The 23,832-nt window shown below is 54.1% G+C and carries 16 protein-coding genes; 7 read left to right on the top strand and 9 right to left on the bottom strand.

Going from position 1 to position 23,832, the window contains the following annotated elements; all coding sequences use genetic code 11:
• The first annotated feature begins 8 nt into the window (after positions 1 to 8).
• Positions 9 to 1,022, top strand: a complete 1,014-nt coding sequence (asrC, locus tag ACLJZ5_RS17005) for a sulfite reductase subunit C (RefSeq protein WP_000020685.1) — start codon at positions 9 to 11, stop codon at positions 1,020 to 1,022.
• On the opposite strand, the gene ACLJZ5_RS17010 is transcribed toward asrC, so the two are convergent.
• On the bottom strand, positions 1,023 to 2,009 hold the full coding sequence (locus ACLJZ5_RS17010) for a nickel/cobalt transporter (protein WP_000111024.1): 987 nt from the start codon (positions 2,007 to 2,009) through the stop codon (positions 1,023 to 1,025).
• Positions 2,000 to 2,638, bottom strand: coding sequence for a DUF1007 family protein (locus ACLJZ5_RS17015; RefSeq protein WP_001653455.1), 639 nt, complete (start codon positions 2,636 to 2,638; stop codon positions 2,000 to 2,002). Before ACLJZ5_RS17015 ends, ACLJZ5_RS17010 begins: the two co-directional genes overlap by 10 nt.
• A gap of 125 nt (positions 2,639 to 2,763) precedes the next feature.
• On the opposite strand from ACLJZ5_RS17015, the gene csiE reads away from it, so the two are divergent.
• Entirely contained in the window at positions 2,764 to 4,041 is a 1,278-nt protein-coding gene (csiE, locus tag ACLJZ5_RS17020) for a stationary phase inducible protein CsiE (protein WP_000982963.1), read from the top strand.
• On the opposite strand, the gene ACLJZ5_RS17025 is transcribed toward csiE, so the two are convergent.
• Positions 4,036 to 5,175: a 3-phenylpropionate MFS transporter gene (locus ACLJZ5_RS17025; protein WP_024797667.1), complete on the bottom strand. Its 1,140-nt coding sequence runs from the start codon at positions 5,173 to 5,175 to the stop codon at positions 4,036 to 4,038. The two genes, csiE and ACLJZ5_RS17025, sit on opposite strands and share 6 nt — an antisense overlap.
• A 195-nt stretch (positions 5,176 to 5,370) precedes the next feature.
• Positions 5,371 to 6,624, bottom strand: a complete 1,254-nt coding sequence (glyA, locus tag ACLJZ5_RS17030; RefSeq protein ID WP_000919178.1) for a serine hydroxymethyltransferase — start codon at positions 6,622 to 6,624, stop codon at positions 5,371 to 5,373.
• Positions 6,625 to 6,948: 324 nt separating this feature from the next.
• On the opposite strand from glyA, the gene hmpA reads away from it, so the two are divergent.
• The 5 genes from hmpA (at position 6,949) to dtpD (ending at position 15,297) form a co-directional block, all read left to right on the top strand.
• A complete protein-coding gene (gene hmpA / locus ACLJZ5_RS17035) occupies positions 6,949 to 8,139 on the top strand; it encodes an NO-inducible flavohemoprotein (protein ID WP_000883152.1) in 1,191 nt (396 codons plus the stop codon).
• 181 nt (positions 8,140 to 8,320) lie between these two features.
• Positions 8,321 to 9,862 carry a lysine decarboxylation/transport transcriptional activator CadC gene (gene cadC / locus ACLJZ5_RS17040; protein ID WP_001187135.1) on the top strand — a complete coding sequence of 514 codons (1,542 nt, stop codon included), beginning with the start codon at positions 8,321 to 8,323 and terminating at the stop codon, positions 9,860 to 9,862.
• Positions 9,863 to 10,222: 360 nt separating this feature from the next.
• Positions 10,223 to 11,554, top strand: coding sequence for a cadaverine/lysine antiporter (cadB, locus tag ACLJZ5_RS17045; protein WP_000100008.1), 1,332 nt, complete (start codon positions 10,223 to 10,225; stop codon positions 11,552 to 11,554).
• 82 nt (positions 11,555 to 11,636) lie between these two features.
• Complete coding sequence (cadA, locus tag ACLJZ5_RS17050) at positions 11,637 to 13,781, top strand: lysine decarboxylase CadA (protein WP_001100652.1); 2,145 nt, start codon at positions 11,637 to 11,639, stop codon at positions 13,779 to 13,781.
• A 55-nt stretch (positions 13,782 to 13,836) separates the two neighbouring features.
• Entirely contained in the window at positions 13,837 to 15,297 is a 1,461-nt protein-coding gene (dtpD, locus tag ACLJZ5_RS17055) for a dipeptide permease DtpD (protein WP_000856793.1), read from the top strand.
• 48 nt (positions 15,298 to 15,345) lie between these two features.
• Here dtpD and glnB read toward each other — a convergent pair whose 3' ends face one another.
• From glnB to purL, 5 genes are all read right to left on the bottom strand, one after another.
• The gene (gene glnB, locus ACLJZ5_RS17060; RefSeq protein ID WP_000717694.1) at positions 15,346 to 15,684 is read right to left on the bottom strand and encodes a nitrogen regulatory protein P-II; all 339 of its coding nucleotides are present in this window, start codon (positions 15,682 to 15,684) and stop codon (positions 15,346 to 15,348) included.
• A 76-nt stretch (positions 15,685 to 15,760) separates the two neighbouring features.
• The gene (gene glrR, locus ACLJZ5_RS17065; RefSeq protein WP_024131115.1) at positions 15,761 to 17,095 is read right to left on the bottom strand and encodes a two-component system response regulator GlrR; all 1,335 of its coding nucleotides are present in this window, start codon (positions 17,093 to 17,095) and stop codon (positions 15,761 to 15,763) included.
• On the bottom strand, positions 17,095 to 17,859 hold the full coding sequence (gene qseG, locus ACLJZ5_RS17070) for a two-component system QseEF-associated lipoprotein QseG (protein ID WP_077913995.1): 765 nt from the start codon (positions 17,857 to 17,859) through the stop codon (positions 17,095 to 17,097). Before qseG ends, glrR begins: the two co-directional genes overlap by 1 nt.
• A 1-nt stretch (position 17,860) precedes the next feature.
• Positions 17,861 to 19,291, bottom strand: coding sequence for a two component system sensor histidine kinase QseE/GlrK (qseE, locus tag ACLJZ5_RS17075; protein WP_001670672.1), 1,431 nt, complete (start codon positions 19,289 to 19,291; stop codon positions 17,861 to 17,863).
• 648 nt (positions 19,292 to 19,939) lie between these two features.
• Positions 19,940 to 23,827 carry a phosphoribosylformylglycinamidine synthase gene (gene purL / locus ACLJZ5_RS17080; protein WP_024797669.1) on the bottom strand — a complete coding sequence of 1,296 codons (3,888 nt, stop codon included), beginning with the start codon at positions 23,825 to 23,827 and terminating at the stop codon, positions 19,940 to 19,942.
• Positions 23,828 to 23,832 lie beyond the last annotated feature (5 nt).

A 23,832-nucleotide genomic window follows, 5' to 3' on the forward strand; every position in this document is an offset into this window, starting at 1 on the left:
AGAACATCATGAGCATTGATATTGATATCATTAAAGCCCGTGCGAAAAACGAATATCGCCTGTCAAAAGTGCGCGGCGAAGCCATGATCAGCGTCCGCATTCCCGGCGGTATTTTGCCCGCGCATTTGCTAACGGTGGCGCGTGACATCGCCGAAACCTGGGGCAACGGACAAATTCACCTCACTACCCGCCAGAAGCTGGCGATGCCGGGCATCCGTTACGAAGATATCGACAACGTGAACGCCGCGCTGGAGCCGTTTCTTCGCGAGATTGAAATAGAACTGTGCGACGTCCAGGTTGAGGATACCAAAGCGGGCTACCTCGCTATTGGCGGGCGAAATATTGTCGCCTGTCAGGGGAACCGCATTTGCCAGAAAGCCAACACTGACACGACCGGTCTGTCCCGTCGTCTTGAAAAACTGGTCTATCCCAGCCCTTATCATCTCAAAACGGTCATCGTTGGCTGCCCGAATGACTGCGCGAAGGCGTCAATGGCCGATCTGGGGATTATTGGCGTGGCGAAAATGCGCTTCACTGCCGATCGCTGTATCGGTTGCGGCGCCTGCGTGAAGGCCTGTAGTCACCACGCGGTAGGCTGCCTGGCGCTGAAGAACGGCAAAGCGGTCAAAGAAGAGTCCGCCTGTATCGGCTGCGGCGAGTGCGTGCTGGCCTGTCCGACGCTGGCCTGGCAACGTAAGCCGGATCAGCTCTGGCAAGTCCGTCTGGGCGGACGCACCAGTAAAAAGACGCCGCGCGTCGGCAAGCTCTTCCTCAACTGGGTGACTGAAGATGTGATAAAGCAGGTGATCGTTAACCTGTATGAATTTGAAAAAGAGATGCTCGGCGGAAAACCGATCTATCTACATATGGGCCATCTGATCGACAAAGGCGGCTACCTGCGTTTTAAAGAACGGGTACTGCGCGGCGTTCAGCTCAATCCGGAAGCGATGGTCGCCGAACGCATTTACTGGGCCGAAGACGAATCCGTCGCGCGGATGCATCTCAAACCCGCCGGGCACTAGTCAACCACGCCATGGCCGCAGCCCGCCCACAGGCTGCGGCACGCTAAACCACATGACCAGCGCCGCGACAAGCAGTATGACCCCTCCAGCCAGCGCCAGCGTTGACCAGCCTACCTGCCGCCATAACGCCGGCGCTTTGTTTCCACTGAGTTTCACCGCCAGAGCACGAAAAGTGTGTACCAGCAGCGCCAGCGAGGTAATCGTTAGCGAGGTTCCCGCCGCCATCGCCAGTACCGACGCCATTCCCCAGCTAAAAACGCCAATCACTTTACTGAATAACAGCACCATTATCGCGCCGGAACAGGGCCGCATCCCCATAGACAGTACGATCATGAGTCGCGCGCGCCAGTCATCGCCGCTATGCAATTGTTCCTGCGTCGGTAAATGCTGATGTCCGCAGCCGCATTTTTCATGGTGAACATGGCGCGGCGTAAAAGCGATAAAGACAGGTTTACGTAGCAGCGCGCGTAACCTTTTTATGGCCCGCCAGCACAGCAAGATGCCCAGCCCGCCAACTAACGCATAGCTCCCCTTTTCCAGCCAGAAGCCGCTCAGATGGAGCTGTCTGGCCGGAAGTTGCAATACGGTCAGCACGCCCACCACCAACCCGATAGCCACGAGCCCCTGCAATAACGCGGCGGCGAGGGTTAACACGATACTTGATTTCAGCTTCGAAGGATGCGTCGCCAGCCATGTCGAGATCACCACTTTGCCGTGTCCCGGCCCCAGCGCATGAAGCACGCCATACATAAAACTCAGCAGAAGCAACGATCCGCCCGCCCGCTCGGGATGCGTCGCCACCGCGTTAAGCAGCGCGCTCAACTGCTGATTTACGTCCCGCTGCCAAAGAGCGCTTTTCAACATCACCTGCGGCCAGGCCTGCCATATCCACAGACCGCCAACCAGCATCAGCAGCAGGAATAACGCCAATGGCCACAGCGAGAGCCAGCGTCGCCCCGGAGTGCGTTGAGAAAAAATTACTGACATTGCAAGGTCACCGTTTGGGCAAACTGTTTACCTAAATCCATATCCTCCGGCGGCGCGTCCTCTTTATCCAGCGACTGGGCGAAACGTAGCGTCTCTTCGCCGGGCGCAGGAGTATAAACCTGAATCCGACACTTTTCGCGCAGCGGTTCCGGCATCGTGATATCGCTGTCCTGGTCATAATGCATATCGACATAATAAGAGGGATCAAACGTTGAAAAGGTATAAGTCTGTCCGCTTAACGGCTGCGGTTCAGCCAGCGGTAGCGTAAAGGTCAATACCGCCTGATGCACGTCACGCGTCATACCGTATTCTGTCGGCCTGTTTTTAAACTTCACTTTCGCGCCATTGCGCCACACTTCTGTAAAGTAGTGCTGCCCAAGTACGTTAGCCATCACTTCCGCCGCCAACTTTTTCCATATTTCTGACCCCGGTGCCGCGTTTCCGGCGTCATACAGCAGATCTGCGGACGTCAGCGCGTCCATTGTCCAGCGCATTTTTAACGCCACAAATTGCTCATTTTCACTGACCACCTGCGTTTGCAGACGGATGAAGCTGTGCGGATGCGCCGCCGCCACGAAAGATAAAACGGCAAGAAATAGTGTTAAGGCGCTGCGTTTCACTGGCTTCATCTGTTCCTCGCGATAAAAATTCTGTGACGTTCCTCAGCATTCCTGGCCTAAAAGCACGCTTATCACATTTTTCACACGCAAACTTTAGCTATCCTTACCAGACAAACTAACGGGAGACCTGACAGATGATGCCGACAATTGCCCCACCATCTGTACTTTCCGCTCCCCAGCGCCGCTGTCAGGTATTGCTGACGCTTTTCCAGCCGGAGCCAATTGCCACGGTGGAAATCTTCAGCGCGCTTAATGGCGTTGATGATGATACTGCCCGTGAGGATATCACTGAGACAAGCCTGGAGATCCAGCGCTATCATCGCCTTGCCATCACAACATGCCAGAACGGTTGCTATCGGATCGAAGGTACAGCACTCGATCAGCGCCTTTGCCTTTTACACTGGCTCAGGCGCGGCCTGCGTTTATGCCCGACCTTCGTCACGCAACAGTTTACCCCGGCCTTAAAAAACGCGCTAAAACAGCGCGGTATCGCGCGTCCGCTGTATGATGATATTAATCTTCACGCGCTCATCAATCTGTGCGCCCGCCGGTTGCAAAAACCATTTGAACATCGCGACGTGCAGTTCCTGCGTCTCTTTTTACAGTATTGTCTGCTACAACACCATGCTGGCATCACCCCGGAATTCAACCCTGTGCAGCAGATTTGGGCGCAGTCGTGCGCGGAATATCCACTCGCCCAAGAAATTGGTCGTCACTGGCAGCGCCACGTGATGCAGGCCGCACCGCTCAATGAAGCGCTGTTTATGGCGTTACTGTTTTCAATGATTCGCCTCCCCGACCCGATTCGCGACACGCATCAACGGGCGCAGCAACTGCGACTGGAGGTGGCGCGGCTGGTGCTGCGCTTTCGAGAAAAAGGGAACGTACGCTTCAGCGACGAACAAGGGCTTAACGATCAGCTGTATGTCCATCTCGCCCAGGCGCTGAACCGAAGTTTATTCACGATTGGCATCGATAATACGCTTCCGGAAGAGTTCAACCGTCTTTATCCGCGTCTGGTTCGCACCACACGTGAGGCGCTCGCCGGGTTTGAAGCCGAATATGGTATCCACTTTTCCGAGGAAGAGACGGGGCTGGTGGCAGTGATTTTCGGCGCCTGGCTAATGCAGGATAACGATTTGCATGAGAGACAGATCGTATTGTTAGCGGATAAAAATGATGCGCTGGAGACGCATATTGAGCAGCAACTGCGTGAACTGACCCTGTTGCCGCTGAATATCAGACGGATATCGCTCCAGGCGTTTCAAAAAGAGGGATGCCCGCGCGGCGTAGCGCTGATTGTTACCCCTTACGCCACGCCGCTACCGCTCTTCTCACCGCCATTAATTCATGCGGATCGCACCCTCACAGAGCACCAGCAGCAGCAGATCCGCAAGATCCTGGAATCATGACGCGGCAACCACTTTGGGCCGAAGGAAGATAGCGGGCAATGCCACCAGCGCCATAATCCAGAATACGCCGCCGCCCAGATGTTGATACAGAAAACCGGCAAATACCGTCATAATCGCGATACTGCCGCCCATCGCCACAGCGGAATAGACGGCCTGCAAACGAATCACCTCGCTTCCCTGACGCGCAGCGATATAGCGCATAGCGGCCAGATGGCAAACGGTAAACGTGCCACAGTGCAGGATTTGTATCACAATCAGCCACGGCAACGCCGTACTCCAGCCCATCAGTCCCCAGCGTACCACGCCGCACACAGCAGAAAGCAACAGCAAGTCGCGGGCGCTAAACCGGCGAAATAGCTTTTTACTCAGGGCGAAAATGATCACTTCCGCCACCACGCCCAACGACCATAAATAGCCGACCGCCGATGCTGAATAGCCAGCCCCCTGCCAGTAGATGGCGCTAAAACCGTAGTAGGCGGCGTGCGCCCCTTGCAGCAAACAGACGCAGGCGAGAAAACGCCAACTTTGTACCACCAGCGTACGCCAGGCGGGCCAGCCTGCGCTCTCCTGCTGACGGCTTTCCCCTTGCGGCGGCACGCTGGGACGTAACAACATACCCAGCAACATCGAGGCGACGCCGAGCGTCAGTAGCGCCAGAATCGCCTGGTAATCGTATAAACTCACCAGCTTACCGGTCAGCGCCGACCCTATCACGAAGGCGATGGACCCCCACAGCCGCACCCGACCATAGTCCAGGGTAATTTGCTTTTGCCAGGTATTGGCCAGCGCATCGGTCAGCGGCACCAGTGGTGAAAAGAAGAGGTTAAACCCAACCATCACCACCATTAGCCACGCGACATGCGTTCCTGCCCAAAATGCCAGCGCAAATACCAGCGTCAGCAATGCCAGTACACGCAGCGCGGAGATCAACCGCGAAGGATCGCTTACGCGAGGCGCAATGAGCAGGCTGCCGAGAAAACGCGCGACCAGACCCACACCCAGCAGAAGACCGATGGTTTCCGGCGTTAGCCCAAGACCTTTGAGCCAGACGCTCCAGAAGGGCAGAAAAATACCGTAACTAAAGAAGTAGGTGAAATAACTGAGCGCCAGCCAGCGCGTGGAATGCAATGCCATGATTCCCTCCCGTTTGGAGGCGATAGTCTGGCGGTAAACGGTTGCGCTGGCAAGGGTAACATAAGGTTAACAGGCGGAGGGAGAAGTTCAAACGGCAACGCCGCCGGATAATGACTTCCGGCGGCGTCACGTTATGGCGCATAAGTAATGCCCGACAGACGCAGCGCCATCGGGACATTTACACAACACAAACGCTTACGCGTAAACCGGGAAGCGGGCGCAGATATCCAGTACTTTCGCTTTCACGCGTTCAATGGTGGCTTCATCATTGATGTTGTCCAGCACGTCACACATCCAGCCAGCCAGCTCTTTCACTTCCGCTTCTTTGAAGCCGCGACGAGTAACCGCCGGAGAACCAATACGGATACCGGAGGTCACGAACGGGCTCTTAGGATCGTTCGGCACGCTGTTTTTGTTCACCGTGATGTTAGCACGGCCCAGCGCGGCGTCAGCTTCTTTACCGGTCAGGTTTTTATCCACCAGGTCCAGCAGGAACAGGTGGTTCTCAGTGCCGCCAGACACCACTTTGTAGCCGCGGTTCAGGAACACTTCTACCATCGCTTTGGCGTTTTTCGCCACCTGCTGCTGGTAAACTTTGAACTCCGGCTCCATCGCTTCTTTCAGCGCTACCGCTTTACCCGCGATCACGTGCATCAGCGGGCCGCCCTGCGCGCTTGGGAACACGGCGGAGTTCAGTTTTTTGTACAGCTCTTCATCGCCGCCCTTCGCCAGGATCAGGCCGCCGCGCGGACCCGCCAGGGTTTTGTGGGTGGTGGTGGTGACAACGTGAGCGTGCGGAACCGGGTTCGGGTAAACGCCTGCGGCAATCAGGCCCGCCACGTGCGCCATGTCGACAAACAGGTATGCGCCGATGCTGTCAGCGATTTCACGCATTTTTGCCCAGTCAACCACGCCGGAGTAGGCAGAGAAGCCACCGATAATCATCTTCGGCTTGTGCTCTTTGGCCAGCTTCGCCATCTCGTCATAGTCAATTTTACCGGACTCATCGATACCGTAAGGTACGATGTTGTACAGTTTACCGGAGAAGTTAACCGGGGAGCCGTGAGTCAGGTGGCCGCCCTGCGCCAGGTTCATACCCAGAACGGTATCGCCCGGTTGCAGCAGCGCGGTGTAAACAGCGAAGTTAGCCTGAGAACCGGAGTGCGGCTGCACGTTAGCGTAGTCGGCGCCGAACAGTTCTTTCGCGCGGTCGATAGCCAGCTGCTCAACGACATCAACGTATTCGCAACCGCCGTAGTAGCGCTTGCCCGGATAACCTTCAGCGTATTTGTTGGTCAGCTGAGACCCCTGCGCCTGCATCACGCGCGGGCTGGTGTAGTTTTCGGAGGCGATCAGTTCGATGTGCTCTTCCTGACGTACTTTTTCCTGCTCCATAGCCTGCCACAACTCGGCATCATAATCGGCAATGTTCATTTCACGCTTTAACATCCGCATCTCCTGACTCAGCTAACAATAAAATTTGTGCCTGAAAAGGCAGTCCGTGGGACTTCGGCCAACAGTATAACCGAATCATTCTTCGATAACAGGTCTTGACAAAGGTTTTTACGCAAACGATTACCTGTGCGTCAGATAAGGGTTTCCTGAACGAGAGCCTGACGAATTTCAACGGATTTCTTTTCAGCTTTGTGATGCAGATTTTTCACGTTGTTACATCCATAACGTAAAGCAGAGAAGATCCATTTACAATGCAAGGGTATTTTTATAAGATGCATTTGATATACATCATTAGATTTTCACATAAAGGAAGCACGTATGCTTGACGCACAAACCATCGCTACAGTAAAGGCCACCATTCCCCTGCTGGTTGAAACAGGACCGAAACTGACCGCCCACTTCTACGACCGTATGTTTACGCATAACCCGGAGCTCAAAGAAATCTTCAATATGAGCAACCAGCGTAACGGCGATCAGCGCGAAGCCCTGTTTAATGCTATCGCGGCCTACGCCAGCAATATCGAAAATTTACCGGCGTTGCTGCCGGCGGTAGAAAAAATCGCGCAGAAGCACACCAGCTTCCAGATTAAGCCGGAGCAGTACAACATCGTCGGGACGCATTTGCTGGCGACGCTGGACGAAATGTTCAACCCGGGCCAGGAAGTGCTGGACGCGTGGGGCAAAGCCTATGGCGTACTGGCTAACGTCTTTATTCATCGGGAAGCCGAGATTTATCACGAGAACGCCAGCAAAGATGGCGGCTGGGAAGGCACGCGCCCCTTCCGCATCGTTGCGAAAACCCCGCGTAGCGCACTGATCACCAGCTTTGAGTTTGAACCGGTCGACGGCGGTACGGTGGCGGAATACCGTCCCGGGCAGTATCTGGGGGTCTGGCTGAAGCCGGAAGGTTTTGCGCATCAGGAGATCCGCCAATATTCACTGACCCGTAAACCCGATGGCAAAGGGTACCGTATTGCCGTGAAGCGTGAAGACGGCGGCCAGGTATCAAACTGGTTACACCATCACGCCAGCGTGGGCGATGTGGTGCATCTGGCTGCGCCGGCAGGTGACTTCTTTATGAATGTCGCCGCTGATACCCCCGTTTCGCTGATTTCCGCTGGCGTCGGCCAGACGCCGATGTTGGCGATGCTCGATACGCTGGCAAAAGGACAGCATACCGCGCAGGTGAACTGGTTCCACGCGGCGGAGAACGGCGACGTTCATGCGTTTGCCGACGAAGTGAGCGAGCTGGGCCGTACACTGCCGCGTTTCACTGCCCATACCTGGTACCGCGAGCCGACTGAGGCCGATCGCGCCCAACGCGTCTTTGACAGCGAAGGGCTGATGGATTTAAGCAAACTGGAAGCCGCAATCAGCGATCCGGCAATGCAGTTCTATCTTTGCGGCCCGGTAGGCTTTATGCAGTTTGCCGCAAAACAACTGGTTTCACTTGGCGTGAATAACGAAAACATTCATTACGAATGCTTCGGCCCGCATAAAGTGCTGTAATTGCAAGAAATCCTCTGAAAAAATGGGCGTTATCGTTAAGGCGAACGCCCGTTTTCCTCCCCGTTCCCCTGCTTATTGCGCTGCTTTTTATGCCTTTCTTTTACAAAAAAGGGGAATAAAAAAAGTCTGTGCAAATCGTGTTATTATTAACGTTTGACTTAGCTCGTTAGGGCATCTTTTTATGCAGCAACCTGTTGTACGCATTGGAGAGTGGCTGGTTACACCTTCTGTTAATCAGATCAGTCGTCAGGGACGCCAGATTACTCTTGAACCACGGCTGATCGATCTTCTGATGTATTTTGCGCATCATCCGGATGAAGTGTTAAGCCGGGATAACATTATTGATCATGTCTGGATGCGCACCATCGTGACCAACCATGTTGTCACCCAAAGCATTTCTGAACTACGCAAATCGTTAAGAGATGGCGGAGACAGCAATGCTGAATACATCGTTACCGTACCTAAACGCGGCTATAAGCTGACGGCGCCGGTTATCTGGTGCGAAGAAAATAGCGATGAGATCGATAATTCATCAACGTCGCCGCCGCCGATCGCAGCGACGAATGCAGAACCGACGGAGGGGGTTCCTGCCGCTGCGCCTGTGCCGCCCGCCTCTTTGCAAACGCCGACTAAAAAGGCGAAAAAGCCGCGTATCGCCGCTTTCTGGACGTGGGTAATGTTCCTACTCTCGCTGGCGACGCTGGTGGTGTTTATCGTGATGTCGGTGGTAGATCATAATGCCGCGGTAACAAAAACGCGGTTATTACTTAACCCACGAGATATAGATGTTCGTTTTGAAGGCGGCAATTCCTGTAATAACTGGGTCTCGCAGGAGTCCTACGCCATCGGTCTGGGCGGCTTAATCACCGACTTGCTGAACACCTACTCGACCTTTATGGTGCACGATAAAACCAATTACCGGGTCAATGAGCCAAGCAGCTCCGGTAAGACGTTAACCATTCAGTTTGTCAATCAGCGCCACTATCGGGCGCAGCAGTGCTTTATGTCTGTGGTGCTCATTGATAACGCCGATGGTTCAACCATGCTGGATAAGCGTTATTTCGTCACCAATACTAACCAGTTGTCCATCCAGGATGATCTGTTTAATAGCCTGTCTTTCGTTTTAACACAGCCCTGGCCTAATCGTATGCGAGAACAACTGGCCCTGTTCAGAACGCCGCAAAATACCGCGCTGATGCGTTTTTATGAGGCGCGCCAGCTTATTCTGAGCGGCGATGCGCAGGCGCTAAGTAAAGCCAGCGATATTCTGAATGGCATTATTAAGGAAACGCCTGATTTCAACTATGCCTATGAATATAAAGTGCTGGTAGATGTATTACGGCAATCACAACAGCCGTTTGATAAAGAACAAGTGGCTGCGCTGAACGAAGAGTTTAAAAAAATAGATCAAATTCCGGGCGTTGAGAAAACGTCTGTTTATTATAAAATCAAGACCGTCGATCTGTTAGGCAAAGGTGATATCGATGCAGCGTATGAGGAAATCAATAAAAGCATCGAGCTTGAAATGTCGTGGTTTAACTATGTCCTTTTGGGGAAAGTTTACGAAATGAAAGGTGAGAATCGTCTGGCCGCTGATGCCTATCTGACCGCCTTTAATTTACGTCCAGGTGAAAACACGCTGTACTGGATCGAAAATGGCGTATTTCAGACATCCGTTCAGAAAATTGTCCCTTATCTTAATAGTTTTCTGGCAGAAGACTAAATTTAACGCTGAACCATGACGAATAAAAGCGAAAAGATATTAAATTTTTCGCTTTTATTTTGTGAAAAACATGTTGCCAAAAATAGCTTATGTTAATTTTGGCAACATATTCATCGCAAAGAAATGTAAATATAACTCTTTGTAATTAAACGATGTTTATCCTTTCATGATATTTTTCATGATATTTATATGTTAATTCAAAAAAATCAATCTATCAGTTTTTTCATGTTTGTGTTTATTTCACTTTTTCTTTAGGACTTATCTCAACCCATTCGTTAATCTTGTCGACAGTTGAACGGGCACGCAGCATATATGAAGCATAAGCCCGGTTCTTAAAAATACAGCTCAGGAGAAATAAACATGAGTTCTGTCAAAAAGATCGGGCTATTTGCCTGTACTGGCGTCGTTGCCGGTAATATGATGGGGAGCGGGATTGCATTATTACCCGCCAACCTTGCCAGTATTGGTGGCATTGCCATCTGGGGCTGGGTAATTTCTATTATTGGGGCAATGTCGCTGGCTTATGTTTATGCGAGGCTGGCAACCAAAAACCCTCAACAGGGTGGCCCTATCGCTTATGCTGGGGAAATATCTCCGGCGTTTGGTTTCCAGACCGGTGTTCTTTATTATCACGCAAACTGGATTGGTAACTTAGCCATCGGCATTACCGCTGTTTCTTATCTTTCTACATTCTTCCCGGCATTAAATAATCCAATACCGGCAGGTATTGCCTGTATTGCTATCGTCTGGCTGTTCACCTTTATTAATATGCTGGGCGGGGCCTGGGTCAGCCGCTTAACAACGATTGGCCTATTCCTGGTGCTGATCCCGGTAGTCTTGACCGCAGTCGCCGGCTGGCATTGGTTCGATATCGCGACCTATCACGCGAACTGGAACACGTCTACGACGACCGACTCTCACGCCATTGTTAAAAGTATTCTGCTCTGCCTGTGGGCGTTCGTTGGCGTTGAGTCTGCCGCCGTCAGCACCGGCATGGTGAAAAACCCGAAACGCACCGTACCGCTGGCAACCATGCTGGGTACCGCGCTGGCAGGCATCATCTATATCGCTGCGACTCAGGTTATCGCCGGGATGTTCCCAGCTTCCGTTATGGCCTCTTCCGGCGCGCCGTTCGCTATCAGTACCTCCACGATTCTGGGTGGCTGGGCTGCGCCGCTGGTTTCCGCCTTTACCGCTTTCGCCTGCCTGACGTCTCTGGGCTCCTGGATGATGCTGGTCGGCCAGGCTGGGGTTCGCGCCGCCAACGACGGCAACTTCCCGAAAATTTACGGCGAAATGGATAAAAACGGTATTCCGAAAAAAGGTCTGCTGTTGGCTGCGGTGAAAATGACGGCGCTGATGATTCTGATCACCATCATGAACTCCAGCGGCGGTAAAGCGTCCGACCTGTTCGGCGAACTGACCGGGATTGCCGTACTGCTTACCATGCTGCCGTACTTCTACTCCTGTGTTGACCTGATTCGCTTCGAAGGGTTCAACATCCGTAACTCGGTAAGCCTGATTTGTTCTGTACTGGGCTGCGCATTTTGCTTCATCGCACTGATGGGCGCCAGCTCCTTCGAACTCTCCGGCACCTTTATCGTCAGTCTGATCATCCTGATGTTCTACGGTCGCAAAATGCACCAGCGCCAGAACAACGACAGCGACAACAATACGGCTGAAGCGCTTTAACCGCTAACTCCTTTTTCTCAAAGCCCCTTTCGTCACCTGCTATAGCGTAGCGGGAGGGGCCCACTTTACCAGGAACAAGACTATGAACGTTATTGCTATCATGAACCACATGGGCGTCTACTTTAAAGAAGAGCCTATTCGTGAACTGCATCGTGCACTGGAAGGTTTAAATTTCCGTATCGTCTATCCAAACGACCGAGAAGACCTGCTGAAGCTGATTGAAAATAACTCCCGCCTTTGCGGCGTCATTTTCGACTGGGATAAATATAACCTTGAGCTTTGCGAAGAGATTAGCAAGCTGAACGAGTATATGCCGCTGTACGCCTTCGCCAACAGCTACTCTACGCTGGACGTCAGCCTCAACGATCTGAGAATGCAGGTTCGCTTCTTTGAATATGCTTTAGGCGCCGCAGCCGATATCGCGGCGAAAATTCGCCAGAATACCGATGAATACATCGACAATATTCTGCCGCCGCTGACAAAAGCACTGTTCAAATATGTGCGCGAAGGGAAATATACTTTCTGTACGCCTGGCCACATGGGCGGGACCGCTTTCCAGAAAAGCCCCGTCGGCAGCATCTTTTATGATTTCTTCGGCCCGAACACGATGAAATCCGATATTTCGATTTCCGTTTCCGAACTGGGTTCGCTGCTGGACCACTCCGGCCCGCATAAAGAAGCGGAAGAGTATATCGCCCGCGTCTTTAACGCCGAGCGTAGCTACATGGTAACGAACGGCACCTCTACGGCGAACAAAATCGTCGGTATGTACTCCGCGCCGGCAGGCAGCACGGTACTGATTGACCGTAACTGCCATAAATCGCTGACCCATCTGATGATGATGAGCGACATTACGCCGATTTATTTCCGCCCAACCCGTAACGCCTACGGTATTCTTGGCGGTATTCCGCAAAGCGAGTTCCAGCACGCCACTATCGCTAAACGGGTAAAAGAGACGCCTAACGCAACCTGGCCGGTCCATGCAGTTATTACTAACTCAACCTATGACGGTCTGTTGTATAACACTGACTACATCAAGAAAACTCTGGATGTGAAGTCCATTCATTTTGACTCCGCCTGGGTGCCTTACACCAATTTCTCCCCTATTTATCAGGGTAAATGCGGTATGAGCGGCGACCGTGTAGAAGGCAAAATCATTTATGAAACCCAGTCCACGCATAAACTGCTGGCGGCGTTTTCACAGGCATCCATGATTCATGTTAAAGGCGACATTAACGAAGAAACCTTTAACGAAGCCTACATGATGCATACCACCACTTCTCCGCACTACGGTATCGTAGCGTCTACTGAAACCGCAGCGGCGATGATGAAAGGTAATGCGGGTAAACGCCTGATTAACGGTTCTATTGAACGTGCGATTAAATTCCGTAAAGAAATTAAACGCCTGAAAAGCGAATCCGACGGCTGGTTCTTTGACGTATGGCAGCCGGAACATATCGATGGGGCTGAGTGCTGGCCGCTGCGTTCAGATAGCGCATGGCATGGCTTCAAAAATATCGATAACGAACACATGTACCTCGACCCGATCAAAGTCACTATCCTGACGCCGGGGATGAAAAAAGACGGTACGATGGATGAGTTCGGTATTCCGGCAAGTCTGGTCGCCAAATATCTCGATGAACGTGGCATCATCGTAGAAAAAACCGGTCCATACAACCTGCTGTTCCTGTTCAGCATTGGTATCGACAAAACCAAAGCTCTGAGCCTGCTGCGCGCGCTCACTGAATTTAAACGCGCCTTTGACCTGAACCTGCGCGTCAAAAACATTCTGCCAGCACTGTACCGCGAAGCGCCTGAGTTTTATGAAAATATGCGCATCCAGGAACTGGCGCAGAATATTCATAAACTGGTCGAACACCATAATCTGCCGGACTTAATGTACCGTGCGTTTGAAGTGCTGCCGAAAATGGTGATGACGCCGTATACTGCGTTCCAGAAAGAGCTGCATGGCGAAACGGAAGAGGTGTATCTTGAAGAGATGGTTGGTCGCGTCAACGCCAACATGATCCTTCCTTACCCTCCGGGAGTGCCGCTGGTGATGCCTGGTGAAATGATCACCGAGGAAAGCCGTCCGGTACTGGAATTCCTGCAAATGCTGTGCGAAATCGGCGCCCACTATCCGGGCTTCGAAACCGATATCCACGGCGCCTATCGTCAGGCAGACGGACGTTACACCGTTAAAGTGCTGAAAGAAAATACGAAATAAGTACCAAAGGGAAGTGGCTTGCCACTTCCCTTTTTTCACGCAGCAAGGAGACTTTATGAAAACACCCTCACAACCGCGCGCGATTTTTTACATCGTGGCGATTCAAATTTGGGAATACTTCAGCTTTTACGGCATGCGTGCCTTACTCATCCTTTATCTTACCCACCAGCTTGGTTTTAATGACAGCCACGCGATCAACCTCTTCAGCGCCTACGCCTCTTTAGTTTACGTTACCCCTATTCTTGGCGGCTGGCTTGCCGACCGCCTGCTTGGCAACCGCGTGGCGGTTATCACCGGCGCCTTATTGATGACGCTGGGTCATGTGGTATTGGGCTTAGAATCTGATTCAACGCTGAGTTTATATGCGGCGCTGGCCATTATTATCTGCGGCTACGGCTTGTTTAAATCCAATATTAGCTGTCTGCTGGGCGAACTTTACGCCCCTGATGACAACCGCCGCGACGGGGGATTCTCGCTGCTCTACGCCGCCGGGAATATTGGATCGATAGCCGCGCCGATCGCCTGTGGTCTGGCGGCGCAGTGGTATGGCTGGCATGTCGGCTTTGCGCTGGCGGGCGTCGGAATGTTCATCGGCCTGCTCATCTTTTTAAGCGGTCATCGCCACTTTCAGCAGACGCGCGGTGTTAATCGCCCCGCGCTGCGGGCGGTTAAATTCGCCCTTCCAACCTGGGGTTGGCTGGTATTAATGCTGTGTATCGCGCCGGTATTCTTCACCCTCCTGCTGGAAAATAACTGGTCTGGCTATGTGCTGGCCATTGTCTGCGTCTTCGCGGCGCAACTTATCGCCCGTATTATGGTTAAATTTCCCGAACACCGTCGCGCCTTGTGGCAAATCGTTCTGTTAATGATCACCGGCACTCTCTTTTGGGTTCTGGCGCAGCAGGGCGGAAGTTCGATCAGTTTATTCATCGACCGTTTTGTCAACCGCCACTGGCTGAATATGACCGTCCCCACTGCATTGTTCCAGTCGGTCAATGCGATTGCGGTGATGGCGGCGGGCGTGGTGCTGGCGTGGCTGAGCAGCCCGAAAGAGAGCGCCCGCTCGGTGCTGCGCGTCTGGCTTAAATTTGCCGTGGGGCTGGTATTAATGGGCGGCGGTTTTATGCTGCTGGCGCTAAACGCGCATCAGGCCCGGTTAGACGGGCAGGCATCAATGGGAATGATGATCGCAGGGCTGGCGCTGATGGGCTTTGCGGAGCTGTTTATTGATCCGGTCGCGATGGCGCAAATTACCCGCCTCAACCTGCCTGGCGTCACGGGCGTACTGACCGGTATTTATATGCTGGCGACCGGCGCGGTCGCTAACTGGCTGGCTGGCGTCGTCGCGCAACAAACCACGGAATCGCAAATTAGTGATACGGCGGTAGCCGCCTACGGACACTTTTTCTCGCAAATGGGCGAGTGGACGCTAAGTTGCGTGGCGCTGATCGTCGCCATTGTCGGCCTGAGATGGGTTTGCACCCGGACTACATCGGCGCTACCGCAGGGCGATTAAACGGTGGTTCGCTGCCCACAAGGAGGAGACGGGCAGCGAATCGGCACATCAGATAGCCGCGTCGTCTTCTTCGCCAGTACGGATACGAATAACGCGGGCGACATCAAAGACAAAGATCTTACCGTCGCCGATTTTCCCCGTCTGCGCGGTACGAATGATGGTGTCAACACAGGTATCCACGATGTCGTCAGGCACAACGATTTCAATTTTTACCTTCGGCAGAAAATCCACCATATATTCCGCGCCGCGATACAGCTCGGTGTGGCCTTTTTGACGGCCAAAGCCTTTGACTTCAGTGACCGTCATGCCGGTAATACCTACCTCGGCCAGCGCTTCACGGACATCGTCCAGCTTGAAGGGTTTAATAATCGCATCAATCTTTTTCATGCTATTCCTTGAAAAGGTCGCCTGTGTTTTGATCGGTTAAACGTAACATATTTCGCGCTACTTTACGGCATGAAAACTACTCTTTGAAATCATTCGCATCCAGTTCGTGACGGGAGAGTAGCTTATAGAATTCCGTGCGGTTGCGCCCCGCCATCCTTGCCGCGTGCGTCACGTTACCTTTGGTAATTTGCAGTAACTTGCGCAGATAGTTCAGTTCAAATTGGTTTCGCGCTTCGGCAAAGGTGGGCAGCGCGGTGTTTTCGCCTTCCAGCGCCTGTTCGACCAACGCATCGCTGATCACCGGCGAAGAGGTTAACGCCACGCATTGTTCAATGACGTTGACCAGTTGGCGCACGTTGCCCGGCCAGCTTGCCGTCATCAGCCGTTTCATTGCATCAGTAGAAAAGGCGCGAACAAACGGTTTATGCCGCTGTGCCGACTGTCTGAGCAGATGATTAGCCAGCAGCGGAATATCCTCGGTACGCTCCGCCAGCGCCGGAATTTTCAGGCTCACGACATTCAGCCGGTAGTACAAATCTTCACGAAATTCGCCCCGCGCCATCGCCTTCGGCAGATCGCGGTGCGTCGCGGAAATAATTCGCACGTCGATATCAATATCGCGATTGCTGCCCAGCGGTCTGACTTTGCGCTCCTGTAACACCCGCAGCAGCTTCACCTGTAACGGCGCGGGCATATCGCCAATTTCATCCAGAAACAGCGTGCCGCCTTCCGCCGCCTGGAACAACCCTTCACGATTGCTCACTGCGCCGGTAAAGGCGCCGCGCGCATGGCCGAATAATTCGGACTCCAGCAACTGTTCCGGCAACGCGCCGCAGTTAATGGCGACAAACGGCTTGTTACTGCGCGGGCTGGCATTATGAATCGCCTGTGCGAAAATCTCTTTCCCGGTGCCGCTTTGTCCGTTAATCAATACGCTGACATCCGACTGCGCGACCATGCGCGCCTGTTCAAGCAGTCGCAGCATCAGCGGGCTACGGGTAACGATAGCGTTGCGCCAGCTATCGTCCGTCGCGGGAGCGGACTGCTCCAGCGCTTCATCTATCGCTTTATATAACGCGTCTCTGTCGATCGGCTTTGTCAAAAAGCTGAATACGCCTTTCTGAGTAGCGGCCACCGCATCCGGAATGGAACCATGCGCCGTCAGAATGATAACCGGCATTCCCGGCTGTACTTTCTGAATTTCTGTGAACAGTTGCATACCATCCATTTCATCCATGCGCAGGTCGCTTATTACCAGATCCACTTTTTCCCGATGCAGTACCCGCAGTCCTTCCTGACCGCTCTCTGCGGTCACGACACTGTATCCTTCACTGGTCAGGCGCATACCGAGCAATTTCAGTAATCCGGGATCGTCATCGACCAGCAACAGGTGCGCCGGTTTACGGCTTATCATGGCGTTACCTCATCTTGTGACGGCGACGGCGCCGCGCCATCTTCAGACGTCGCGGTTTTGTCATTGGTATGCGGCGTATCGGCGTTGTAATTCCCTGCCGGTTTTCGTGTCGAAAGCTGGCGCTCAATATCGGTTAAACTCTCCAGCTTACGGGTGGTAAGATCGAGCTGCGTTTGCAAGGCCTGTTGCTGCTGGCGCAGCGCATCCAGCTCACTATCTGACGTTTGCTGGAGTTTGCTATAACGCTGACGTTCGGCAGAAAGCGCTAATTGCAGCGCCTGACCGTCATGCCAGATTTGGTAGACGGGCCGTACCTGAGCCGGTATTTGCGCGCTTAACGCCTCCAGACGGGTCACTATGGCGCGCCGCTCCGGCGGCGTAATTTTTGCATCCGCCAGTAAGATCCCGCGCCTGAAGGCATTCTGCCAGTTATCATCCGTCAACGCGCGCGCCTCTGCGCGCGACTGAACCGGCATCAGACGATCGGCGCAGTCAATCGTGCGTAGCCAGTACAGCGGATTCGTCTCCACCGCCTGCCCGCGTAGCGACCAGATATCCGCGCACGCCGTCGGGAGATAATCCGCCAGTTGATAATGGGGGAGCGTGTCCTGCGCTGCGCTATCGGGCAGTTGCTGTGAAGCATGGGGAACACATGCGGTCAGCGCCAGACACGATATGCCCACCGGTATTCCCCACCGCAAAAGGCATCGTTTAATAGTTTGGACTAAAACGTGTGACATACGCACCAGGCTTAAATTCATATTAGTGTTTGTCAGATGCAGGCAATGGCAGCGAGATGCGAAAACAAACTTCCTGCGCGTTGTCATCCACCAGTTGGATCTCTCCCTGCATTCGACGAATACAATCTCTGGCGATACTCAGCCCTAACCCACTGCCTTTTACCGCCCCTTTTCGCTGGTGGCTTCCCTGGAAAAAAGGCTCAAAAATCATTTCTCTTTCGGTTTGCGGAATCGGTTCGCCGCTATTAACCACATCGATATAAACCGTGGAGCCCTGAGAGCGACTACGGATACAAATGTTACCGGATTCAGCGCCATAGTGCACCGCGTTGGAATAGAGATTATCCAGCACGCTCATCAGCAACATGGGCTCTGCTATGCAGCGTTCGGCCTCCAGGTCGACATCGGTATGCATCATTTTAGCGCGGGCAGGCAAACTGTGGGCGGAAACCACCATATCCACAAGCGGCGCGATATCGACCGCTTCCAGCTCTGTGGCACTGTCTACCAGTTTCCGGTTGTAATCAAGCAATTGCTCAATCAATTTTTGTAAATTACGACTGCTGTCATCCAGAATATCGACCACCTCTTTTTGCTCCGGCGTCAGCGGCCCAACCACCTGATCGGCCAGCAGCTCTGTCCCCTCGCGCATACTGGCCAGCGGAGTTTTCAGCTCATGGGACAAGTGACGTAGAAACTGATGGCGTTGGGATTCCAGCCACGCCAGACGCTCACTCAGCCAGATAATGCGCTGCCCCACCGATCGTAATTCACGCGGACCGGTAAAGGTGACGGTATTCCCCAAAGAACGGCCTTCGCCCAGGCGATTAATCATCCGTTCAATTCCTTTCACCGGCCCGATAATCATGCGGGTAAAAAGCAGCACCATCGCCAGGCTCACCAGAAATAGCACCAGCGCCTGCCAGCCGAAAAATTGTCCGCGCTCGGCGATTTCTTGTTGTAACTGCTGCCCGCGCGAGTAAACCACAGTACGCGTCGCCTGTACCATTTCCGTATTAGCGTTGGCAAAGGCCTCCAGACGCGCGGCCGCTGCCGCTTCCGGGCCGCTATCTTTACACTGCAATTGCGCCAGCGCGTTTAAATCCTGGCGTAACGCCTGATACAACTTATCATCCGGCAAGACGCCGGCATGGGCGTCCAGCATATCGCTATAGCGCTTACGCTGGCTTTGATACACTTTTGCCAGCGTCGGATCGTCAAGCACGCAATACTGTCGGTAGCTTCGCTCCATCTCCAGCGCGACGTTGGTCATCGCCTCGCTGCGCCGGGCGTCAATAAGCGTGCTGCGGTTAGTCACCGCAGCCTGATCGCTTAACGCGTTAAGGCTTTGCCACGCCTGCCAGGCCAGAACCAGCAACGGCAGCAGGATCAGCAAAAAGGCCAGCATGACCAATTGTCGTAAAGAACGGGGGAAAACAGACCAGCGCTTCAACGTGTCGCTCACATAAAAGAAGAATAAAAAAGATGCTAACCGAGGGGAGCGCCAGATACAACAAAGCCGGGCTAAACCCGGCTTTGTTATGGAATAAGGCGGTGCCTAACTCGACGTTTCGCCCGGAGGTTGATAAAGCTACGCTATTATCAGAAGTTGGACGGCAGGCACCTTGTTGTGCGTCATTCGAAGTTTATGTAGCGCGTCCCTAAGGGGCTGACATAAGAAGGTGAATGAGCCACTGATTACTATTATGCAGTAATTGTGCCAACATTCAAAAGACTTTGTTAACACAATGATAGATATGAAAAATATCGTTATTCATGCTAAAAATGGCTCTGCCTGTTTTTTGCCCTTTCTGTCGCCAATCAGCAACAGCTGCAACACCTAAAAATAAAATCATTTTAAATCAAATGGTTAAATGTCTCTTTTTGGCGACAACCTACCTCCACTCATGTCGGGATTTCCCGACACTTTAATCTTGTGGCATAAGCACTAGTTTATTGCCGGATGGCGGCGTAAACGCCTTATCCGGCCTACCGCTTGACGTTCAAGACGATAGCTACAACCGCGCTTCCCCGTGGGCCTGATAAGCGCCGTCTACAAAAAAGCCCCTCGTGAAGAGGGGCTTAATGGCTATCGGGCTAATTAACCAAGCTGCTTACGCGCATTACGGAAGATACGCATCCACGGGCTATCCTCGCCCCAGTTTTCCGGGTGCCAGGAGTTGGCGACGGTGCGGAATACGCGTTCCGGATGCGGCATCATAATCGTCACCCGACCATTTTCGGTCGTCACCGCCGTGATGCCGTTCGGCGAACCGTTCGGGTTAGCCGGATAGGTTTCGGTCACCTTACCAAAGTTATCAACGTAGCGCAGGGCGACCAGGCCTTTGCTCTCAAGCGCGGCAAGATGCGCATCGTCCCGCACCTCAACGCGCCCTTCCCCATGAGAAACCGCAATCGGCATCTGTGAGCCTACCATTCCTTGCAGCAGCAGCGATGGGCTTTGCGTCACTTCCACCAGGCTGAAGCGGGCTTCGAAGCGGTCAGAATGGTTACGTACAAAACGCGGCCACAGTTCGCTGCCCGGGATCAGCTCGCGCAGATTCGACATCATCTGGCAACCGTTGCACACGCCCAGCGCCAGCGTCTGCGGACGATGGAAGAAGGTTTCGAATTCGTCGCGCACCCGATGGTTAAACAGAATGGATTTCGCCCAGCCTTCACCCGCCCCCAGCACGTCGCCGTAGGAAAAGCCGCCGCAAGCCACCAGCGCGTGGAAGTTACCCAGACCGATACGACCGCCCAGCAGGTCGCTCATATGGACGTCAATCGCGTCAAAGCCCGCACGATGGAACGCCGCCGCCATCTCCACGTGAGAGTTCACCCCCTGCTCGCGCAGTACAGCGACTTTCGGTCGTGCGCCTGTCGCAATGTACGGCGCGGCGATATCTTCATTAATATCAAACGACAGCTTCACGTTGAGGCCCGGATCGGCATCATTCGCTTTCTCCTCGTGTTCCTGGTCTGCACATTGCGGATTGTCGCGCAGACGCTGCATCTGCCAGGTGGTTTCCGCCCACCAGACACGCAGCGTAGTGCGGCTTTCGCTGAATACCGTCTGGTCATTAGCGGTAATCACAAAGCGATCGCCAGCCAGAGCCTGACCAAGGTAGTGGACGCAGTCAGCAAGGCCGTACTGCGCCAACAGCGCTTCGACCGCGTCTCTGTCTTCAGCGCGTACCTGAATCACGCCGCCCAGCTCCTCGTTGAACAGTGCGGCCAGATGGTCATCGCCCAGCGCAGCGATATCGACCTGCACGCCGCAGTGGCCGGCAAAGGCCATCTCGGCCAGCGTCACCAGCAGACCGCCGTCGGAACGGTCATGCCAGGCCAGTAATTTACGCGCAGCGACCAGCGCCTGCATGGCGTCATAGAAGCCTTTCAGTTGCGCGACGTCACGCACGTCCGCGGGTTTGTCGCCAAGCTGACGATAGACCTGCGCCAACGCCGTTGCGCCCAGCGCGTTGTGGCCCTTGCCAAGATCGATCAACAACAAGGCGTTATCTTCCGTTGACAGCTGCGGCGTAAGGGTGTGACGCACGTCTTCCACGCGGGCAAACGCGGAAATCACCAGCGACAGCGGCGAGGTCATTTCGCGCTGTTCGTTGCCTTCCTGCCAGCGGGTTTTCATCGACATCGAATCTTTGCCCACCGGAATCGTCAGGCCAAGCTGCGGACAGAGTTCCTCTCCCACCGCTTTAACCGCGTCATACAAACCGGCATCTTCGCCAGGATGACCAGCTGCCGCCATCCAGTTAGCGGAAAGTTTGATGCGCTTGATATCGCCAATCTGCGTCGCGGCAATGTTAGTCAACGCTTCACCGACGGCCAGACGGGCGGAGGCGGCAAAGTCCAGCAGCGCCACCGGCGCGCGCTCGCCAATCGACATCGCTTCGCCGTAGTAGCTGTCGAGGCTGGCGGTAGTGACCGCGCAGTCAGCCACCGGGACCTGCCACGGGCCAACCATCTGGTCACGCGCCACCATACCGGTGACGGTACGGTCGCCAATAGTGACAAGGAAGGTTTTTTCCGCCACGGTCGGCAGATGCAGAACACGATTTACCGCGTCGGCAATCGTGATATCCGCGCGGTTCAGCGCATCGCCTTTCGCCTTCAATGTTTGCACATCGCGGGTCATTTTCGGCGTTTTGCCCAGCAGGACATCCAGCGGCAGGTCGATCGGCTGATTGTCGAAATGGTTATCATGCAACGAGAGATGCTGTTCTTCGGTAGCATCGCCAATGACCGCATACGGCGCGCGTTCGCGCTTACACAGTTCGTCGAACAGCGGCAACTGGTCAGCCGCGACCGCCAGTACATAGCGCTCCTGGGATTCGTTACACCAGATTTCCAGCGGGCTCATGCCCGGCTCGTCGCTAAGAATGTCGCGCAGTTCGAATTTCCCGCCGCGCCCGCCGTCGCTCACCAGCTCCGGCATCGCATTGGAGAGACCGCCCGCGCCCACATCATGGATAAACAAGATTGGGTTAGCGTCGCCCAACTGCCAGCAGCGGTCGATCACCTCCTGGCAGCGGCGTTCCATTTCCGGGTTATCGCGCTGAACAGAGGCAAAATCGAGATCCGCATCAGACTGGCCGGAAGCCATTGAAGAAGCCGCCCCGCCGCCGAGGCCGATATTCATCGCCGGGCCGCCAAGGACGATCAGCTTCGCGCCCACGACGATCTCGCCTTTCTGCACGTGATCGGCGCGAATATTACCGATCCCGCCCGCCAGCATGATCGGCTTATGGTAGCCGCGCAGCTCTTCGCCGTTGTGGCTGTTCACTTTCTCTTCATAAGTACGGAAGTAACCGGTCAGCGCCGGGCGACCAAATTCGTTGTTAAACGCCGCGCCGCCCAGCGGACCTTCGGTCATGATATCCAGCGCGGTGACAATACGTTCCGGCTTGCCAAAATCCTCTTCCCACGGCTGTTCAAAGCCCGGAATACGCAGGTTGGAAACGGAGAAGCCCACCAGCCCGGCTTTTGGTTTCGCGCCACGCCCGGTGGCGCCTTCATCACGAATTTCGCCGCCGGAACCGGTCGCCGCCCCCGGCCACGGAGAGATGGCGGTTGGGTGGTTATGCGTTTCGACCTTCATCAAAATGTGCGCGGGCTCCTGATGAAAATCGTAACGGCCGGTATTGTGGTCGGCGAAGTAGCGCCCCACCGCAGATCCTTCCATCACCGCGGCATTGTCTTTATAGGCAGAGAGCACATAGTCCGGCGTGGTTTCGAAGGTGTTTTTAATCATTTTAAACAGCGACTTCGGCTGCGGTTTACCGTCGATAATCCAGTCGGCGTTAAAAATCTTGTGGCGGCAGTGCTCGGAGTTCGCCTGGGCGAACATGTACAATTCGATATCGTTCGGGTTGCGCCCCAGTTTGGTAAACGCCTCCTGCAAATAGTCGATTTCATCTTCCGCCAGCGCCAGACCGAGACGCAGGTTGGCGTCAATTAACGCCTGACGGCCTTCTCTCAGCAGATCGACACTGGAAACCGGCGCAGGCTGATGGTGGATAAACAGTTTTTCCGCATCGGTTAAAGAAGAGAACACCGTCTCCATCATACGGTCGTGCAGCTCTGCGGCCACTTGTCGCCACTGTTCCGCCGTCAACGTCGAAGCCTCGATATAGTACGCTACGCCGCGCTCCAGCCGATCAACCTGTTGCAGGCCGCAGTTGTGGGCGATATCCGTTGCTTTTGAAGACCAGGGGGAGATGGTACCAGGACGCGGTGTGACCAACAGGAGTTTACCCGCCGGCGTATGGCTGCTAAGCGCCGGGCCGTATTGCAGCAGACGGGTAAGCTGCGCCTGCTCGCTATCATTTAACGGGGCGTTCAGGTCAGCAAAATGGACATACTCAGCGTATATATTGTGGACCTGGAGGTTGGCAGCCTGAAAGCGCGCCAGCAGTTTATTGATACGGAATGCAGACAGTGCAGGCGAACCACGCAGAATTTCCATCATAAGTC

The sequence above is a fragment of the Salmonella sp. 5800 genome (genome assembly GCF_046558195.1).
Lineage (GTDB): Bacteria > Pseudomonadota > Gammaproteobacteria > Enterobacterales > Enterobacteriaceae > Salmonella > Salmonella enterica.

Excerpts from the sequence above, each read along its gene's own strand:
- ACLJZ5_RS17010 (WP_000111024.1), bottom strand. The coding sequence starts at position 2,009 with ATGTCAGTAATTTTTTCTCAACGCACTCCGGGGCGACGCTGGCTCTCG.
- purL (WP_024797669.1), bottom strand. The coding sequence starts at position 23,827 with ATGATGGAAATTCTGCGTGGTTCGCCTGCACTGTCTGCATTCCGTATC.
- cadA (WP_001100652.1), top strand. The coding sequence starts at position 11,637 with ATGAACGTTATTGCTATCATGAACCACATGGGCGTCTACTTTAAAGAA.
- cadB (WP_000100008.1), top strand. The coding sequence starts at position 10,223 with ATGAGTTCTGTCAAAAAGATCGGGCTATTTGCCTGTACTGGCGTCGTT.
- csiE (WP_000982963.1), top strand. The coding sequence starts at position 2,764 with ATGATGCCGACAATTGCCCCACCATCTGTACTTTCCGCTCCCCAGCGC.
- glnB (WP_000717694.1), bottom strand. The coding sequence starts at position 15,684 with ATGAAAAAGATTGATGCGATTATTAAACCCTTCAAGCTGGACGATGTC.
- asrC (WP_000020685.1), top strand. The coding sequence starts at position 9 with ATGAGCATTGATATTGATATCATTAAAGCCCGTGCGAAAAACGAATAT.
- dtpD (WP_000856793.1), top strand. The coding sequence starts at position 13,837 with ATGAAAACACCCTCACAACCGCGCGCGATTTTTTACATCGTGGCGATT.
- qseG (WP_077913995.1), bottom strand. The coding sequence starts at position 17,859 with ATGAATTTAAGCCTGGTGCGTATGTCACACGTTTTAGTCCAAACTATT.
- glyA (WP_000919178.1), bottom strand. The coding sequence starts at position 6,624 with ATGTTAAAGCGTGAAATGAACATTGCCGATTATGATGCCGAGTTGTGG.
- ACLJZ5_RS17025 (WP_024797667.1), bottom strand. The coding sequence starts at position 5,175 with ATGGCATTGCATTCCACGCGCTGGCTGGCGCTCAGTTATTTCACCTAC.
- hmpA (WP_000883152.1), top strand. The coding sequence starts at position 6,949 with ATGCTTGACGCACAAACCATCGCTACAGTAAAGGCCACCATTCCCCTG.
- cadC (WP_001187135.1), top strand. The coding sequence starts at position 8,321 with ATGCAGCAACCTGTTGTACGCATTGGAGAGTGGCTGGTTACACCTTCT.
- ACLJZ5_RS17015 (WP_001653455.1), bottom strand. The coding sequence starts at position 2,638 with ATGAAGCCAGTGAAACGCAGCGCCTTAACACTATTTCTTGCCGTTTTA.